The sequence below is a fragment of the Nonomuraea candida genome (assembly GCF_000725485.1).
GTDB classification, from domain to species: domain Bacteria; phylum Actinomycetota; class Actinomycetes; order Streptosporangiales; family Streptosporangiaceae; genus Nonomuraea; species Nonomuraea candida.
Genome location: NZ_JOAG01000020.1, coordinates 20,373 through 36,808, shown reverse-complemented (window position 1 = coordinate 36,808; position 16,436 = coordinate 20,373). Strand labels below are relative to the sequence as shown.

The 16,436-nt window shown below is 73.7% G+C and carries 18 protein-coding genes and 1 pseudogene; 8 read left to right on the top strand and 11 right to left on the bottom strand.

The window, feature by feature from the left end:
- Positions 1-53 precede the first annotated feature (53 nt).
- Positions 54-1,487 carry an MFS transporter gene (locus IO39_RS20560; protein WP_043625544.1) on the top strand — a complete coding sequence of 478 codons (1,434 nt, stop codon included), beginning with the start codon at positions 54-56 and terminating at the stop codon, positions 1,485-1,487.
- Positions 1,488-1,530: 43 nt separating this feature from the next.
- Here the strand turns inward: IO39_RS20560 and IO39_RS20555 are convergent, their stop codons facing one another.
- Positions 1,531-2,745, bottom strand: coding sequence for an RNA polymerase sigma factor (locus IO39_RS20555; protein WP_043625541.1), 1,215 nt, complete (start codon positions 2,743-2,745; stop codon positions 1,531-1,533).
- On the bottom strand, positions 2,742-3,113 hold the full coding sequence (locus tag IO39_RS20550) for a YciI family protein (RefSeq protein WP_043625538.1): 372 nt from the start codon (positions 3,111-3,113) through the stop codon (positions 2,742-2,744). The genes IO39_RS20555 and IO39_RS20550 overlap by 4 nt, the downstream gene beginning before the upstream one ends.
- Before the next feature lie 222 nt (positions 3,114-3,335).
- On the opposite strand from IO39_RS20550, the pseudogene IO39_RS57845 reads away from it, so the two are divergent.
- The 3 genes and pseudogenes from IO39_RS57845 to IO39_RS20540 form a co-directional block, all read left to right on the top strand.
- Positions 3,336-3,629: pseudogene (locus IO39_RS57845) on the top strand (MFS transporter); the annotation flags it as partial.
- 595 nt (positions 3,630-4,224) lie between these two features.
- Positions 4,225-4,365 (top strand): hypothetical protein, encoded by a 141-nt coding sequence (locus IO39_RS54590; protein WP_157548672.1) that lies wholly within the window; start codon positions 4,225-4,227, stop codon positions 4,363-4,365.
- On the top strand, positions 4,362-4,676 hold the full coding sequence (locus tag IO39_RS20540) for a hypothetical protein (RefSeq protein WP_157548669.1): 315 nt from the start codon (positions 4,362-4,364) through the stop codon (positions 4,674-4,676). The genes IO39_RS54590 and IO39_RS20540 overlap by 4 nt, the downstream gene beginning before the upstream one ends.
- A gap of 51 nt (positions 4,677-4,727) precedes the next feature.
- Here IO39_RS20540 and IO39_RS20535 read toward each other — a convergent pair whose 3' ends face one another.
- Both IO39_RS20535 and IO39_RS20530 read right to left on the bottom strand, forming a co-directional pair.
- Positions 4,728-5,189 (bottom strand): VOC family protein, encoded by a 462-nt coding sequence (locus IO39_RS20535; RefSeq protein WP_043625529.1) that lies wholly within the window; start codon positions 5,187-5,189, stop codon positions 4,728-4,730.
- Positions 5,186-5,770 (bottom strand): DinB family protein, encoded by a 585-nt coding sequence (locus IO39_RS20530; RefSeq protein WP_043625526.1) that lies wholly within the window; start codon positions 5,768-5,770, stop codon positions 5,186-5,188. The genes IO39_RS20535 and IO39_RS20530 overlap by 4 nt, the downstream gene beginning before the upstream one ends.
- A gap of 61 nt (positions 5,771-5,831) precedes the next feature.
- Here IO39_RS20530 and IO39_RS20525 point away from each other — a divergent pair, with 61 nt between their 5' ends.
- Positions 5,832-6,857 carry a helix-turn-helix transcriptional regulator gene (locus tag IO39_RS20525; RefSeq protein ID WP_052423125.1) on the top strand — a complete coding sequence of 342 codons (1,026 nt, stop codon included), beginning with the start codon at positions 5,832-5,834 and terminating at the stop codon, positions 6,855-6,857.
- 51 nt (positions 6,858-6,908) lie between these two features.
- On the opposite strand, the gene IO39_RS20520 is transcribed toward IO39_RS20525, so the two are convergent.
- The 7 genes from IO39_RS20520 to IO39_RS20495 form a co-directional block, all read right to left on the bottom strand.
- On the bottom strand, positions 6,909-7,481 hold the full coding sequence (locus tag IO39_RS20520) for a dienelactone hydrolase family protein (protein WP_043625524.1): 573 nt from the start codon (positions 7,479-7,481) through the stop codon (positions 6,909-6,911).
- A 34-nt stretch (positions 7,482-7,515) separates the two neighbouring features.
- A complete protein-coding gene (locus IO39_RS20515) occupies positions 7,516-8,049 on the bottom strand; it encodes a hypothetical protein (protein WP_043625521.1) in 534 nt (177 codons plus the stop codon).
- Positions 8,050-8,178: 129 nt separating this feature from the next.
- Entirely contained in the window at positions 8,179-8,319 is a 141-nt protein-coding gene (locus IO39_RS54585; RefSeq protein ID WP_157548666.1) for a hypothetical protein, read from the bottom strand.
- A gap of 206 nt (positions 8,320-8,525) precedes the next feature.
- Positions 8,526-8,732 (bottom strand): cold-shock protein, encoded by a 207-nt coding sequence (locus IO39_RS20510; protein WP_043625518.1) that lies wholly within the window; start codon positions 8,730-8,732, stop codon positions 8,526-8,528.
- 462 nt (positions 8,733-9,194) lie between these two features.
- Positions 9,195-9,602, bottom strand: coding sequence for a hypothetical protein (locus IO39_RS20505; RefSeq protein ID WP_043625514.1), 408 nt, complete (start codon positions 9,600-9,602; stop codon positions 9,195-9,197).
- Positions 9,603-9,796: 194 nt separating this feature from the next.
- On the bottom strand, positions 9,797-10,963 hold the full coding sequence (locus IO39_RS20500; RefSeq protein ID WP_043625510.1) for a zinc-dependent alcohol dehydrogenase: 1,167 nt from the start codon (positions 10,961-10,963) through the stop codon (positions 9,797-9,799).
- Entirely contained in the window at positions 10,960-11,439 is a 480-nt protein-coding gene (locus IO39_RS20495; protein ID WP_157548663.1) for a hypothetical protein, read from the bottom strand. Before IO39_RS20495 ends, IO39_RS20500 begins: the two co-directional genes overlap by 4 nt.
- A 166-nt stretch (positions 11,440-11,605) precedes the next feature.
- Here IO39_RS20495 and IO39_RS20490 point away from each other — a divergent pair, with 166 nt between their 5' ends.
- From IO39_RS20490 to IO39_RS20480, 3 genes are read left to right on the top strand one after another with little or no spacing between them, the layout of a single operon-like run.
- On the top strand, positions 11,606-12,754 hold the full coding sequence (locus IO39_RS20490; protein ID WP_245642098.1) for a carboxylate-amine ligase: 1,149 nt from the start codon (positions 11,606-11,608) through the stop codon (positions 12,752-12,754).
- Positions 12,755-12,767: 13 nt separating this feature from the next.
- The gene (locus tag IO39_RS20485; protein ID WP_043625501.1) at positions 12,768-14,540 is read left to right on the top strand and encodes an N-acetylglutaminylglutamine amidotransferase; all 1,773 of its coding nucleotides are present in this window, start codon (positions 12,768-12,770) and stop codon (positions 14,538-14,540) included.
- A complete protein-coding gene (locus IO39_RS20480; protein WP_052423124.1) occupies positions 14,537-16,405 on the top strand; it encodes a S9 family peptidase in 1,869 nt (622 codons plus the stop codon). The genes IO39_RS20485 and IO39_RS20480 overlap by 4 nt, the downstream gene beginning before the upstream one ends.
- The last annotated feature ends 31 nt before the right edge of the window (positions 16,406-16,436 follow it).

Sequence of the window (16,436 nt, the reverse complement as noted above, 5' to 3'; positions counted from 1 at the left end):
CGACGATTCCCCCGAGCCCCCGGGTTCCGCCCCAAGAGGAGCGATTCGACACCATGCCCGTACCCGCACCCCCCGCGGCCCTGGACGAGTCGCCGGCAGCGCGCCGGCGCGAGCAGCGCGGCTGGTACCTCTACGACTGGGCCAACTCCGCCTTCTACACCACGGTCATCTCCGTCTTCCTGGGCCCCTACCTCATCCCGGTCGCCAAGACCGCGGCCTGCGCGCGGGACTTCCCCTCGGTGGCCTCGGCCACCTGCGTGGACACCTTCGACGACCTGGCCGCCGCCAACCCCGGCCTGGGATACGTGGACGTGCTGGGGGCCGACATCAGGCCCGCCGCGTTCTTCGGCCTGATCACCACGGTCGCGGTGCTGCTGCAGATCGTGTTCCTGCCGATCGTGGGCGCGCTGGCCGACCACACCGGCCGCAAGAAGGAGCTGCTCGGCGGCTTCGCCTACGCCGGGGCGCTGGCCGCGATGGGGCTGTTCTTCGTGGAGGGCGACCGTTACCTGCTGGGCGGCGTGCTGTTCGTCGTGGCGAACCTGGCCTACGGCTCGGCCACCGTGGTCTATGACTCGTTCCTGCCGCAGATCTCCACCGCCGAGGAGCGCGACCGGGTCTCCTCGCGCGGCTGGGCCATCGGCTATCTGGGCGGCGGCCTGCTGCTGGCCCTCAACCTGGTGCTCTACCTGCAGCACGAGAGCCTGGGCATGAGCGAGGGCATGGCGGTGCGGGTGTGCATGATGTCGGCGGGCCTGTGGTGGGCCACGTTCACGATCTTCCCGCTGCTGCGGCTGCGCAACCGGCCGGTGCCCGCGCACGAGAGCACGGCGCTGCGCTCGGTCGGCGGCAGCTTCCGCCAGCTCGGCCGTACGCTGGCCGAGCTGCGGCTCTATCCGCTGACGCTGCTGTTCCTGGTGGCCTACCTGATCTACAACGACGGGGTGCAGACGGTCATCGGCAACAGCGCGGCGTTCGCCTCCGAGGCACTCAAGCTGGAGCAGACCGTGCAGATCACGGCGATCCTGATGGTGCAGTTCGTGGCGTTCTTCGGGGCGCTGGGGCTGGGCCGGCTCGCGCAGGTCTTCGGCACCAAGCGCACGGTGCTGGCCAGCCTGGTGGTGTGGACGGCGATCGTGACCATGGCCATGTTCGTGGCCGAGGGGCAGGCGCTGCAGTTCTACCTGATGGCCTTCGCGATCGCGATCGTGCTGGGCGGCACGCAGGCGTTGTCGCGCTCGCTGTTCTCGCTGGTGATCCCGCCGGGGCGGGAGGCGGAGTACTTCAGCCTGCTGCAGATCAGCGACAAGGGGTCGGCGTTCATCGGCTCGCTGACCATCACGATCGCGCTGCAGCTCACCAACAGTTACCGCATCGCCATCCTGTCCATGATCATCTTCTTTGTGATCGGGTTCGTGCTGCTCGCGCTGACGAACCTGCGCAAGGCCATCGCCGCGGCCGGGAACGAGGTCCCCGAGCGGGTCTGACCCCGCCCCGCCCCCACCACGCCGTGACCCCGCCCGGCCGGGGTCACGGGCGCAGGCGGGCCGCCCTGGACTCCAGGTAGCGCTGCTCGGCGATGCTGGCGGTGGCCTTCGCGGCCCGCCGGTAGTGCTCGTACGCCCCCGCCGTGTCGCCGGTCCGCTCCAGCAGATGCGCGCGTACGGACAGCAGCCGGTGATGCCCGGCCATCCGCTCGTCGCCGTCGAGGGTGGCCAGCAGGGCCAGCCCGGCCGGCGGCCCCTCGGTCTCGGCCAGCGCGATCGCCCGGTTGAGGGTGACCATCGGGTTGGGCGCGATCCGCTCCAGGATCAGGTAGAGCGCGTGGACCTGCGCCCAGTCGGTCTCCCCGGCCGTCGCCGCGTCGGCGTGGGTGGCGGCGATGGCGGCCTGCAGCTGGTACGGCCCCAGCTCCGGGCCGGCCAGCGACGCCTTGACCAGCGCGGTGCCCTCGTCGATGAGCGCGCGGTCCCACTTCGTGCGGTCCTGCTCGTCCAGCGGCACCAGGTCGCCGGTCTCCGTCGTGCGGGCGTCTCTGCGGGCGTCGGTCAGCAGCATCAGCGCGAGCAGCCCGGTCACCTCGCCGTCTTCGGGCAGTTGCGCGTGCACCATCCTGGCCAGCCGGATCGCCTCATGGGCCAGGTCGGGGCGGTGCAGCTCGCTGCCGGAGGAGGCGGTGTAGCCCTCGTTGAAGATCAGGTAGAGGACGTGCAGGACGACCCGCAGCCGCTCCTCGCGCTCGGCGCCCTCCGGCAGGCCGAACGAGCTGCCCGCGGCCTTGATGCGCTGCTTGGCCCGGCTGATCCTGGCCGCCATCGTGGCCTCGGGCACCAGGAACGCGCGGGCGATCTCGGCGGTGGTCAGGCCGCCGACCGCGCGCAGCGTCAGGGCGGTCTGGGAGGCCGCGGTCAGCGTCGGATGGCAGCACAGGAAGAGCAGGACGAGCGTGTCGTCGGTGTCGGGCACGTCCTCGGGCACCACGTCGGCGGCCGTGGCCGTCTCGCGCTCGCGGCGCGCGTGGTCGCTGCGCATCTGGTCGATGAGCCGCCGGGACGCGACGGTCATCAGCCAGCCGCGCGGGTTGTCCGGCACCCCCTCGGCCGGCCACTGCACGGCGGCGGCGAGCACGGCCTCCTGCACGGCGTCCTCGCACCCCTCGAACTGCCCGTGCCGGCGCACCAGCGCGCCGAGGACCTGCGGCGTGAGCTCACGCAGCAGGCCCTCGATGGATGGTGGCGCCGTCATGCCTCCAATTGTCCCTCAGAGAACATCACCTGCCGCACCTCGATCCCGAGGCCCTCGATCGCGCTGTCCGGGATCTGCGCCGCCAGCTCGATCGCCCGCTCCTTGCTCTCGCAGTCGACCAGGTAGAAGCCGCCCAGGTACTCCTTCGACTCCAGGAACGGGCCGTCGGTCACCACGGGCTGGCCGTTGCGCACGGCCACCACGGCCGCCTGCGACGGGTCGGCGAGCGCCTGCGTGAGGATGAACTCGCCGGACTCCTTGAGCGCCTCCATGAACCTGCCGTGGCCCTCGCCGATCGCGGCCCGCTCCTCGTCGGTGAGCGCGTCCAGGACGGCGGGGTTGATGTGCATGCTGATCAGGAACTTCATCTCGTACTCCTCGTGCTCGGCGGGCCCCGGCCGGGCCCTTCGACCGGTTGGTCGGAGCCGCCTTCACCGTCTTGACATGCCCGCCGGAAAAACTTTCGCACGCGTTCCGGCCGCCGCCGCTTTCGCGGCTCCCCGCGCGGTTGCGTCCCCGCCCATGTCAAGAATCCGGGGGCCGCTCCGACCAACCGGCAAAACCTCTGCCGTACAGGGAGTCTTCCGAAAATGCGTGTCAACCGGGCCTGGCTGGGACTGGCCGTCCTCGTCCTGCCGACCCTGCTCGTCGCGATGGACATCACGGCGTTGTTCCTCGCGCTCCCCCAGCTCAGCGCCGACCTGGGCGCCACCAACGTGCAGCAGTTGTGGATCAGTGACGGCTACGGCTTCATGGTGGCCGGGCTGGTCATCACGATGGGCACGCTGGGCGACCGGATCGGCCGCCGGCGGCTGCTGCTGATCGGCGGGGCGGCGTTCGCGGTGGTGTCGGTCCGTGGCCGCCTTCGCGACCGGGGCTCGGTGCCGCCGGAGCGGGCCGGGTCGGCGGCGTCGATGTCGGAGACCGGCAACTACCTGGGCGGCTCGCTCGGCGCCGCGCTGCTCGGCGTCGTGGCCGCGGTGGTCTACCAGAGCCGGATGTCCGCCTTCACCGGCTCGCCCGCCGCCGCGTCCGGCTCATCGGCCGTCGTCTCCGGCCCGCCGCCCGCCGGGACCGGTTCCCTGATCGGCTCCTCCGGCGCGCCGGCCGACCCCTCCGGCGCGCTGGCCGGGGTCTCCGACTCGCTGGCCGGTGCGATCGCCGCCGCCCCGGGCCTGCCCGCCGGCCAGGCGGCCACGCTGCTGCACGCCGCGAGGGAGGCGTTCACCGCCGGGGTGCACGTCACCGGCGCCGTCTCCACGGTCGTCTTCGCCGGGCTGGCCGTGCTGATCGTGGCCATGCGCCCGGCAGCCCCGCCCGCCCCCGCCGCCCGCCCTGACCACGAGGCCACGACCCGCCCCTGAGGCGGGGCGGTCAGCGGCCGGCTCGGATGCCCCAGCGGGCCACGCCGGGGCGTGGTAAGACCTCCGGCGCCCGCAGGGCACAGACAGCGCGTGCACGGTCGGCTACGGTGCGGGCATGCCGAAGGATGACGAAGCTCCCCCGGTGTGCGGCGCCTGCCTCGGGGAAGGCGGGCAGTGGATGGAGCTGAACGGGACGAAGGACAAGGAACGCACGTGGCTGCCGTGCCGCCCCTGCGACGGGACCGGCCGGGCGTGACCGACCCCATCACGTGCCCCGAATGCGAGGGCCTGCGCGGGCAGCGCTTCGGGCCGCTGTTCCTGGCGTGCACGTTCTGCCAAGGGCTCGGATGGGTGGGCGGCGGCAACGAGCCCGCCGGGCGCCGCCATCGGCCGCCCCCGCCGGCGCCGACCGCGTCGAACCATCCGGTGTGGGCCGATCCGGCGACGGCGAAGGCGTTCCCGTGCCGTCTGTGCCTGGGGTCGCGCCAGGTGGTGCACGTCGACGAGGAGGCGGGCACCCTGGAGGCGGCGCCGTGCGTCTGCGCCGACGAGCGGGACGACCCGTGACGCCGGCCGCCGGGCGCCCTCCATGTGCCGCGGCCCGGGCAGGCGCCGTTCCTAGTCCAGGCAGAACTCGTTGCCCTCCGGGTCGGTCATCACGATGAAGCCGGTGCTCAGCGGTGGTTCGGGCTCGTGGCGGCGCACCCTCTTGGCCCCGAGTGCGACGAGACGGTCGCACTCGGCCTCCAGCGCCGCCATCCGCTCCTCCCCCCGCAGCCCGGGAGCCGCGCGCACGTCGAGGTGGACGCGGTTCTTGGCGACCTTGTCCTCCGGCACCTGCTGGAAGAACAGCCGGGGGCCCTGCCCGTCCGGGTCCTCGATGGCCGACCTGGTGTTGCGCTGGTCCGCCGGCACGCCCGCCCGCGCGAGGAAGTCGTCCCAGGCGGCCAGCGGGTCGGCGCCCTCGGGCAGGTCGGCCCCCGGCGGGCCCGGATGCACGTAGCCCAGGACCTCGCGCCAGAAGGACGACAGCGCCCGCGGGTCGTGGGCGTCGAAGGTGATCTGAATGTGCCGGCTCATCGGGCGGCTCCGTTCGGTGCGGCGTGCGCGTGCAGGTAGAGGTCGCGCAGCAGGAAGACCTCGGACAGATGATGGATCAGCTCGCGGTGGATGTGCAGCACCAGGTCCGCCATCGGCGCGTCAGGGTAGGGCTCCTTCTCCCCGACCGGGACACGCAGCCCGGCCTCGCCGAGACCGGCCACCCCGGCCAGCCAGACGTCGACCTGGGTGTGGAGCTGGTCGAGTGCTCCGGCCGCGCTGCCGGCGTACTCCCAGGACTCGTACGACGCCGGCGGCGCGCCGAAGTGGGCCGCGTTGCGCGCGGCGAGCACGCCGACGATGACGTGGCCGAGCCGCCAGGCGATCGTGGTGAAGGGCGCGGGGACCGGCTCGGGGAAGGCGAAGTCGATCGTGTAGTCCCCGGAGCCGCCCTGAATCGGCGCCGTCGAGCTGCCGCGCGGCCGTACGCTCCAGGCGTCCGGCACCAGCGACCAGAAGTACTCCTCGTCGGTCAGGTCGGCCAGCCGGCCCCGGAGCACGTTCCAGTGGAACGCCCATTGCTCGCGCAGGGTGCGGTTCCAGTCGAATGCGTTTTCGTTCATGCGGCTACGCTGTCATGTCCTGCGGACAGGATCGGTCCGCTATCGGCGGCGGGATGGGGGCATGGGAGCGGCGAGCGGCGACGAGCGCGGCACGACGGAGCGGGTGCTCACCCTGCTCGGGCTGTTGCAGCAGCGGCGGGTCTGGACGGGGCCGGAGCTGGCCGACCGGCTCAAGGTCACCTCGCGCACGGTGCGGCGCGACGTCGAGCGGCTGCGTACGCTCGGCTACCCCGTGCACGCCGTCCAGGGCGTCGGCGGCGGCTACCAGCTCGGCCCGGGGCGGGACCTGCCGCCGCTGCTCCTCGACGACGAGGAGGCCATCGCCACCGCGGTCTCGCTGCTGGCCGGGGCGGGCGGCGCGGTGGCGGGCGCGGGCGACGCCGCGCTGCGGGCGCTGACCAAGCTCGACCGGGTGCTGCCCACCCGGCTGCGGCACGAGGTGCGGGCACTGTCCGGCTCGGTGGAGTCGTTCGGCGGTGGCCGCACGCCGGTCGACGCCGAGGTGCTCATGACGCTGGCCAGGGCGTGCCGCGACGAGGTCGAGGCCGGTTTCGGCTACCCGTCGGGGGGCGAGGTGCGGCGGCGCCGGGTGGAGCCGTACCGGCTGGTCGCCTCCGACCGGCGCTGGTACCTGTTCGCCTATGACCTCGACCGCGACGACTGGCGCACCTTCCGGGTGGACCGGATGACCGGGGTGTCCGCCCGGACCTGGCGCTTCCGGCCGCGGCCGGCGCCGGACGCGGCGGCGTACGTGCAGGAGAGCGTGGCGAGCCGGGTCTACCCGCACCAGGCGCGCTTCCTCGTGCACGCGCCGGCCGGGACCGTGCGGGCGCAGATCCCGGCGTCGGCGGCCGTCGTGCACGGGCGCGGGGAGGGGCGGTGCGAGGTGGTCAGCGGCGGCGGCGACCTCGACGTGGTGCTCGTGCACGTGCTGCTGCTGGGGCACGAGTTCGAGGTGCTCGACCCGCCCTGGCTGGGCGAGCGGTGCCGGGTGCTGGCGGCCCGGCTCCTGGCGGCCGGCGCGGCGGCCCCGCCGGGAGACGGCGGAGCGACCCGCGCGGCGGCCCCGCCGGACGCGGCGGACTGACCCGCGCGGCGGCCCGGCCGGCGGTGGCGGGGTGAGCGGGCGGCCGGGCGGTCAGAGGTCGGCGAGGAAGTCCAGGGCGATCGCCCAGGCGCGCTCGGCGGCCTCGGCGTCGTGGTCCGGCAGCTCGGGGTCGGTGAACAGGTGGCCCACGCCCGGATACCGGAAGACCTCCACGTCGGCCCGGGCCCGGCGCATCCGCAGGTACCAGGTGTTCAGCCAGTCGGCGGGCTCGTAGGTGTCGGGGTCGGCGACGTGCAGCTGGACGGGCAGGTCGTCGGCGGCCACGCCGTCGGCCATGTCGGACGTGCCGTGCATCAGCAGCAGCCCCCGGGACCGCTCGTCGCCGAGGGCGAGGTTCTGCGCGATCGCCGCGCCGAGGGAGAAGCCGGCGTAGACGAGGCGGTCCTCGGAGAGCGGGGCCGCCGCGGCCACGGCCCGCTTCAGCAGCTCGTCCCGGCCGATCTCCTCCTTGATCGCGATGCCCTCCTCGGGCGTGTCGACGACCCGGCCGTCGTACAGGTCGGGGACGTGCACGTCGTGCCCGGCCGCCCGCAGCCTGTCGGCGGCCTGGTGGACGGCGGGCCGCAGGCCGTACATGGAGTGCAAGAGGAGAATCCGCGCCATGCGCGCAGCTTAGCCACCCTGCGGGCGGGAGGCGTCACGCGGGCGGCGCGCCGTCCAGCGGCGCGCCTTCCAGCGGGCGGATCTCGCTGAACAGGGTGACCGTCACCCGGCGCGGCCACAACCGCGGCAGGCCGGGCAGGCGCAGCCGCCGCGAGGAGAACTCCGTCTCCAGGACGATCTTCAGGTACGGGTGCTCGCCCGGGATCTCGGCGTCCAGGACGGACACGGCCGAGCGCGTCTCCTGCTCGCCGAACCGCAACCACGCCTGCCCCTCGCGGTCCAGGTCCGCCGCCTCCCATCGCAGCTCGGGCGCGCCACCGGGCCGGGCGGACGACCCGTCAGGCCGCGCGGGCGAACCGCCGGTCCGCTCGGGCGGGCCGCCGGGATGTCCGGGCGGTGACAGCAGGAGCGTGAATCCCGCCAGCGCGCCGCTCGGGCGCAGGTAGAAGGCGCCGGTGACGTCGAGCGGCAGGCCGCGCTCCCGGCGCCTGCCGATGGACATCCTGGCCTCGGTGGCCTCCGTGGCGATCCGCCACGAACCAGGCTCGATGTGGGAGTGAATCGTCATGGCTCACCTCGCGGTGCGGAAGCTCGAAATGCGATCGGACATCCCTTATGACGGAATTCGCGGCCCGAATGTGACACCTCGGCGCGACGCCGTACGTGAAAACGCCGCCCCCGGGCCGGGAGCGGCGGTTCACGCGCGGGCCGGCGGCGGCGCGGTGGCGGACGGCGGAGCGGTGGCAGGCGCCTCCTGGCGGCGCGCGACCGGCAGCGCCGCAAGAGCCTGGTTCTGGTGGATCAGCGGCGCCGCAGGCAGCGCGATCCGCGCGAGCACCCGGGCGATCAGCCAGGTCTTGGCGGAGGCGCGCCTGCGGGGAGCCGGCGGTGGCTCCGGGGCCGGCCCATGGGCTCGGAGCGCCCGCCGCCGCCCGCGGCTCGCGCCGCCCGGCGGAAAGGGCCCTGCCGCGGGAACCGCGCCGGAACGCGACGCGGGCCCGCCCCCATGAAGGGGGCGGGCCCGGACATCACGACCGTGTCAGGTCAGGCGGCGACGATGTTCTCCGCCTGCGGACCCTTCTGACCCTGGACGATGTCGAACGACACCTTCTGGCCCTCGGTCAGCTCACGGTAGCCGCCGTTGGCGACGATGTTGGAGTAGTGGGCGAAGACGTCGGCGCCGCCGCCGTCCTGCGCGATGAAGCCGAAGCCCTTTTCAGAGTTGAACCACTTCACGGTTCCGGATGCCATGGCGATCTCCTTCGTAATACAGGGGAGCAATCCGCACCTCGCGGATTGCGTGTCGCCGCGATGAAAGCCCATCCGGAAATGACCGGAAACAAAACCGCACCTGGGAGTGAACTCTGCCCAGGTGCGCACAAAGTTTTATGGGTACAACAACTGCAACGTCATTCAGCCTACCACGTCCGCCCGGTGCACTGAACCGTCCGCCACCGGCGAGCACGTCAGGTGGTGAAATCTTGGCTCCGCGTTGGCTTCCGAGGCCCCCACATGAGAAATCGGTGGCCGGGCTCACCTTTTTCGGGTGGTTTCCGCCCTTTTCGCCGCCGCCCGTGACGCGGAGCCGAAAATCGGGGAGCGAATACCGGAATATCCGCAGGGACACCCCCGGAACGCCCAGCGCCGGAGACCGTGCCGGGCCGGTGGGCCCGTACGGTCTCCGGCGGTCCTGTCCGGTGACGCTGCCGAGGGTCAGAGCGCCAGGAGGTCGAACCCGCCGTTGGCGAGGTGCCCGGTGTTGGTGTCGTAGACGTGGACGGTGATGGTGTTGTGCCGCGAGCACGTCGAGGACGGGTTGCGGTAGGCGATGTGCGGCAGGCGGCGCGCGTCACGCGGCGTGAGCTGGATGAGCGCGTAGGGCGCGCTCACCGAGGAGTCGAGCTGGACGCAGTACCGGCCGGTGCTCGCCCGCCAGGACTTGACGACGTTCACGCCGTTGTTCAGGCTGCCGTCGGCATTGATGATGGCCGCGGCGCTGTCGTAGTACGTCGCCGCGCGCGTCTGCGCGGCACGGGATTCGGCGTGTGCGGGAGAGGCCGCTGCCGTGATGAGACCGGCGACCGTCAGCGCGAACGCGCCTGACACCGTACGACGGAGCATGAGGTTTTCCTTTCGATCGCATCCCGATAGGAAGCAAGACCGAAAGTAAGTCCGCATCTGCCGCGATGGCGCGCGCCACCCCGTCAAGAATGATCAAGAAAACTTGGCGGTTCCGAAGTGAACCCGTGACCGCCGCAGAATGTCCCCGGGCCCCGGCCCAGAACCGGGACCCGGTATCGCGGCCGGCCCCCGGTTCAGGGGTGGAACACGGCGCGGACGCAGCCCTCCCGCTTCTCCTTGAACAGCTCGTAGCCCTTCGGGCCGTCCTCCAGGCTCATGGGGTGGGTGAGCAGCGGTGAGGCGTCGATCTCGCCCCTGCTCATCCGGTCGAGGATCATCGGGATGTAGCGGTGGCCGTGCTGCTGGGCCCCGCGCAACGTGAGCCCCTTGTTCATCACCGCGCCCATCGGGAACTTGTCGACCAGGCCGAGATAGACGCCCAGGACGGAGACGGTGCCGCCCTTGCGGCAGGCGTGCACGGCCTGGCGCAGCGACAGGCCGCGGTCGGTCTGCAGCCGCAGGGCCTGCTTGGCGCGGTCGTAGGCGTACTGCGCGCCGGTGCCGTGGCTCTCCATGCCGACCGCCTCGATGCACACGTCCGGCCCGCGCCCGCCGGTCAGCTCCTTCAGCGCGTCCAGCACGTCCACCTCGCGGTAGTCGAGGGTCTCGGCGCCGAGCGCGGCGGTCATGGCCAGCCGTTCGGGGAACCGGTCGATGGCGATCACCCGGTCGGCGCCCAGGCGCAGCGAGGCCAGGGCGGCCATCTGGCCGACCCCGCCGCAGCCCCACACGGCCACCACGTCGCCCGGTCCGACCCCGCCCAGGTCCGCGCCCATCCAGCCGGTCGGCACGGCGTCGGAGGCGAAGACCGCGCTGGAGTCGGGGACGCCGTCGGGCACGGGGAAGGCGTTCACGTCCGCGTACGGGACCCGGACGTACTCGGCGTGGCTGCCCGCGAAGCCGCCCATGGCGTGCGAGTAGCCGAAGATGCCCGCGGTGGCGTGCCCGATGAGCGTCTCCAGGAAGCCGGGGTTGGGGTTGGTGTTGTCGCACAGCGACCACAGCCCCTCCCGGCAGTAGTGGCAGCGCCCGCAGCCGATGATCGAGCACACCGTCACCCGCTCGCCGGCCCGCCGTTCCCGCACGTCGGGGCCGACCTCGACGATCTCGCCCACGAACTCGTGGCCGAGCACGTCCCCGGCCATCATGGTGGGGACGTAGCCGTCCAGCAGGTGCAGGTCCGACCCGCACACCGAGCTGGCGGTGACCTTGACCAGGGCGTCCTGGCGGTTGAGCAGCCGCGGCTCGGGGACGTCCTCGACCGCGAGCTCGTTCACCCCGGTCCAGCACAGCGCCCTCATCGTGGTCCTCTCCTCGTCAGGTGCCGGAACGCCGGCGTGGCGGCCCGGCCGAGCATCGTGCGGTGGCCCTCCGGCTGCCCTTCCACGACGAGCACCTCGCCGGTCTCCACCAGTTGCTTGACCGCCCGTACCTCCTGCCTGGTCCTGCCGTCGGCGGCGCGGACCGCGATCTCGCTGCCCCGGCCGCCGGGGGCGCGGGTGACGCGCACCTCGTGCGTCTCGGCCAGCCGCGCCAGGGCGTCGGGCCGGTCCGGGCCGGTCAGCTCGCCGGGCTCGGCCTGGACGGTGACGGCGAACCAGGTGGCCGGTCCCGGCCGGGCGGCCCGCGCCTTCCTGACCGCCGCCGCCACGCCCGCCGCCACGCCCGCGGCTCCGGCGGCCAGCAGGAGCAGCCGCGTGCGCGTGCGCCGGCGCGAGGACGAGCGCGGGGACGAGCGCGGGGACGGTCGAGATGCCTTGCTGCATGTGGCTCGCATGCCTTCTGCGGCTGCCCGCGCCCGGCGCCGGCAAACGGCGCGACCGTCCGTACGGGGATCGGGCCACCCGTCCCCGCCCCCTCGCCATTGAAAATCTTTACGTGGAGAAGACCGATTTCGGGGGAGTAGTGAGGCCTGCGTACCGATGAGCTGGAGGTGCATGGTCGTGGAGGCGCATGTGGGCACGATCCGGGTGGGCGTGGAGGAGGAGTTCCATGTGGTCGAGCTCGGCACGCGGCGGCTGGCCGCCCGCGCCGACCTGGTGCTGGAGGCGCTGCCGCCGGCCAGCTTCACGCACGAGTTGCAACGCTCCATGGTGGAGTCCAACAGCGAGCCCTTCCTGGAGCTGGAGGAGCTGGCCAGGAACGTGTGCGGGCTGCGCCGGCGGCTGATCCGGCAGGCCGACGAGGTGGGGCTGGGCATCAACGCGGCGGGCAGCGCCCCGCTGGTCGAGATGGACGAGGTGAAGGTCTCCCCCGATCCCCGCTACGAGCAGATGCTCAGCGACTATCAGCAGCTCACGCGGGAGCAGCTCATCTGCGGGACGCACGTGCACGCGGAGGTGCGCGACCCCGACCTGGCCGTGGTGGTGGCGCACCGGCTGACGCCCTGGCTGCCGCCGCTGCTGGCGCTGTCGGTCAGCTCGCCGTACTGGGACGGCGAGGACACGGGGTACGCCAGCTTCCGCAGCCTGGTGTGGCAACGCTGGCCGACGGCGGGCCCCCTGGCGAGGTACGCCTCGGCCGCCGAGTACAAGGAGATGCTCGGCGAGCTCATCCGGTCGCAGGTGATCACCGACGCGGGCATGCTCTACTTCGACATCCGCCCCTCCCAGCACGTGCCCACGATCGAGCTGCGCATCTGCGACTCGTGCCCGCGCGTGGAGAGCGTCGTGCTGATCGCCGGGCTGTTCCGCGCCCTGGTGGCCAGGGAGATCGAGGCCGTGCGCCAGGGGGTGGAGCGCGAGGTGCACCTGGAGGCCGTGCGCGCGGCGACCTGGCAGGCGGCCCGCGCCGGGCTGGAGGGTGAGCTGATCGACCCGGTGAGCGGGGTGCCGCGGCCGGCGGCCGTGGTGGTCGGGCGGCTGGTGGAGGGCCTGCGCCCGCAGCTGGAGGAGTCGTCGGACTGGCCGCTCGTCTCCGCGCTGGCCGAGGAGGCGCTGGCCAGGGGCAGCTCGGCCGAGCGCCAGCGGCGCGCGTTCGCCCGCCGGGGCCGGCTGACCGACGTGGTGGACCTGCTGCTCGCCGAGACCCGGGCCTGCGAGTGGGACCGGCCCGCGGGCAGCTCCCCGTCCTGCCGCTCCGCGGCCTCCTGAGGGGGCGGCGACGATGTGCGGATTGAGCGGTGAGCTGCGTTTCGACGGCCGGGAGGCCGACCTCGGGGCCGTGGGCCGGATGACGGAGACGATGCACGACCGCGGGCCGGACGGCTCGGGCCTGTGGTCGCGGGGGCCGGTCGCGCTCGGCCACCGCCGCCTGAAGATCATCGACCTGTCGGAGAAGGCCGCGCAGCCGATGGTGGACACCGAGCTGGGCCTGGCGGTGGTGTTCAACGGCTGCCTCTACAACTACGGCGAGCTGCGGGAGGAGCTGCGCGGCGCGGGCTACCGGTTCTTCTCGGCCTCCGACACCGAGGTGCTGCTGAAGGCGTTCCACCGGTGGGGGCCGCGCTGCGTGGAGCGGTTCAAGGGCATGTTCGCCTTCGCCGTGTCCGAACGCGACACGGGCCGGCTCGTCCTGGGCCGCGACCGGCTCGGCATCAAGCCGATGTACCTGGCCGGGGACTCCCGCCGGCTGCGCTTCGCCTCGACGCTGCCCGCCCTGCTGGCCGGCGGCGAGGTGGACACCGGCATCGACCCGGTGGCGCTGCACCACTACATGACCTTCCACTCGCTGGTCCCCGGCGAGCGCACGATCCTGTCGGGAGTGCGCAAGCTGCCCCCGGCCACCGTACGGGTGATCGAGGCGGACGGCCGGAGCACCGAGCGCCGCTACTGGGACCCGCCGCACACCGAGCGCCCCGGCCTGGCCGCCGGCGAGTGGCGCGACGCCGTCCTGGACGCGCTGCGCACGGCGGTGCGCCGCCGGATGGTGGCGGACGTGCCGGTGGGCGTGCTGCTGTCGGGCGGGCTGGACTCCAGCCTGATCGTGGCGCTGCTGGCCGAGCAGGGGCAGGAGGGGCTGGCGACGTTCAGCATCGGCTTCGAGGCGGCCGGCGGCGAGCAGGGCGACGAGTTCGCCTACTCCGACCTGGTGGCCCGGCACTTCGGCACCGACCACCACCGCATCCGCATCCCGGACGCCCGCCTGCTGGAGGGGCTGGAGGACGCGGTGCGGGCGATGAGCGAGCCGATGGTCAGCCATGACTGCGTCGCCTTCTACCTGCTGTCGCAGGAGGTGGCCAGGCACGTCAAGGTGGTGCAGTCGGGCCAGGGGGCCGACGAGGTGTTCGCCGGCTACGGCTGGTTCCCGCCGCTGGCCGGGGTGGCGCGCGAGCGGGCCGCCGGCGTCTACGCCCGCGCGTTCTTCGACCGGCCCCACGAGGGGCTGGCCGCGATCGTCTCGCCCGGCCTGCTGCCCGGGCACGACGCCAGCGGCGACTTCGTCCGCGCCCACCTGGCCCGGCCGGGGGCGGGCACCGCGCTGGACGCCGTGCTGCGGCTGGAGACCACCGCCATGCTGGCCGACGACCCGGTCAAGCGGGTGGACAACATGACGATGGCGCACGGGCTGGAGGCGCGCACGCCCTTCCTCGACCACGAGCTGGTCGAGCTGGCCGCGACCTGCCCGGCGGAGCTGAAGCTGGCCCACGGCGGCAAGGGCGTGCTCAAGGACGCCGCCCGCCGCCTGCTGCCCGCCCGGGTCATCGACCGGCCCAAGGGCTATTTCCCGGTGCCCGCCGTCCGGCACGTGCACGGGGCCCTGCTCGATCTCGTACGCGACGCGCTGACCGGCCGCGCCGCCCGGGAGCGCGGCCTGTTCCGCCCGGAGTACGTGGACCGCCTGCTCGCCGACCCCGAGCGGGACAGGACGACGACCGGGGTGAACACGCTGTGGCAACTCGGGCTGCTGGAGCTGTGGCTGCAGGCCCACCGCGTATGACCGCCCCGATCATCGGCGGCCCGTCGCACCTGCCCGCCGCCGCGAGCCTGACCGCCTGGAGCTGCCTGGCCCCCGCCCTGGCCCCGGACAACGGCGCGGTGGCCTACGTCAGCGACCAGGACGGCTCGCCCCGGGTCTGGGTCCGGCCGCTGCGCGGCGCCGGCGGGGCGTGGGCGGCGGAGACCGGGGCGTGGGCGGCGGACTCCGGGGCATGGGTGGTGGACACCGGGCCGCAGCCCGCCGTCGACGTGAGCTGGGCGCCGACCGGGACGCGGCTGGCCGCGCTCGTCGCCCCCGGCGGCGGCGAGCACACGCAGGTGTGGACGGTCCAGCCGCACGGCGGCGACCTGCGGCTGCTGGCCGCGCCCGAGGGCGGCTCGGCCGCGCTGGTCCGCTGGACGGGCCGGGGCGAGACGCTCCTGGCGGCCGAGACGTCGCCGGACGGCGTCACCAGGGCCGTGCTCATCGACGCCGCCACCGGCGGGCGGCAGGTCATCGCGGCGGGCCGGCTGCTGCGGCCGGCCGCCGTCAGCAGGGACCACGCGTGGATGCTGCTGCGGCGCGGGCCGCGCGGCCACCGCCGGATGTACGAGGTCGAGCTGATCGCCGAGGCGCTGGGCGCGCACCTGCCGAGCGGGGAACGGCCGCTGCTGCCCGACCTGCCCGGCTCCACCGACGACGGCGCCCTCTCCCCCGACGGCCGGATCGCCTACCTGGTCTCCGACGCCGGCCGGGACCGGGCTGTGCTGCTGGCCGTACGGCAGGGCGCGGGGGCGGTCGTGCTGGCCGCGCGGCCGGACGCGGAGCTGGACCGGTTCGCGCTCAGCGTGGACGGCCGCCGCGGGCTGCTGGTGTGGAACGTGCACGGCCGCTCGGAGCTGGAGGTGATCGAGACCGGGTCCGGGGAGCTGCGGCCGCTCCCGCCGCCGCCCGCCGACGTGGTCACCTCGGCCCGGATCGGCTGGGACGGCACCATGGCCGCGCTGGCCGCCGAGAGCCCGGAGGAGCCCTCCCACGTGCTGCTGTGCGACCTGGACCGGGGCGGCTACCGGCACGCCGCGGGCATGGGCCGGCTCGACGGGGCGGCCGGGGCCGAGCTGGTGCGCTTCCCGGCCCGGGACGGCCTGGAGCTGGCGGCCTGGTTGTACCGCCCGCCGCACACGCAGGGGCCGGCGCCGTTCGTCGTCTACCTGCACGGCGGGCCGGAGGACCAGGAGCGCCCCACCTTCAACCCCCTCTTCCAGAACCTGCTGGCGGCCGGGATCGGGGTGTTCGCCCCGAACGTGCGCGGCTCCGGCGGGTACGGCCGCGCCTTCCGCCAGGCCGACGACCACGCGCTGCGCTTCCGCGCGGTGGACGACGTGGCCGACTGCGTGGCGGAGCTGGTCCGCCTCCGGGCGGCCGACCCGGGCCGGATCGCCTGCATGGGCTGGTCGTACGGCGGCTACCTCACCCTGGCCGCGCTCGTCACGTTCCCGCGCCTGTTCCGGGCCGGGGTGGTGGTGAGCGGCATCGCCGACTTCGAGACGTTCTTCGCGCGTACGGAGCCGTGGATCGCGGCGGCGGCGGTCGGCGAGTACGGCCATCCGGAGGCCGACAGGGAGCTGCTGCGCGCGCTGTCGCCGCTGCGCGCGTTCGACCGGCTGGCCGTGCCCCTCCTGGTGGTGCACGGGGCCCGCGACACCAACGTCCCGCTGTACGAGGCCGAGCAGATGGTGGACGCCGCCCGGGCCCGCGGCGTCCCCTGCGACCGTCTCGTCTTCCACGACGAGGGCCACGAGATCCGGCGCGTCGCGAACCGGATCAGCTTCGTGACCAAGGTCGTGGACTGGCTGGCCGCCGGCCCGCACTTCGCCACCCCCTGAGCGGCCCCGCGCCCTGAACCGCCCCGGGCGG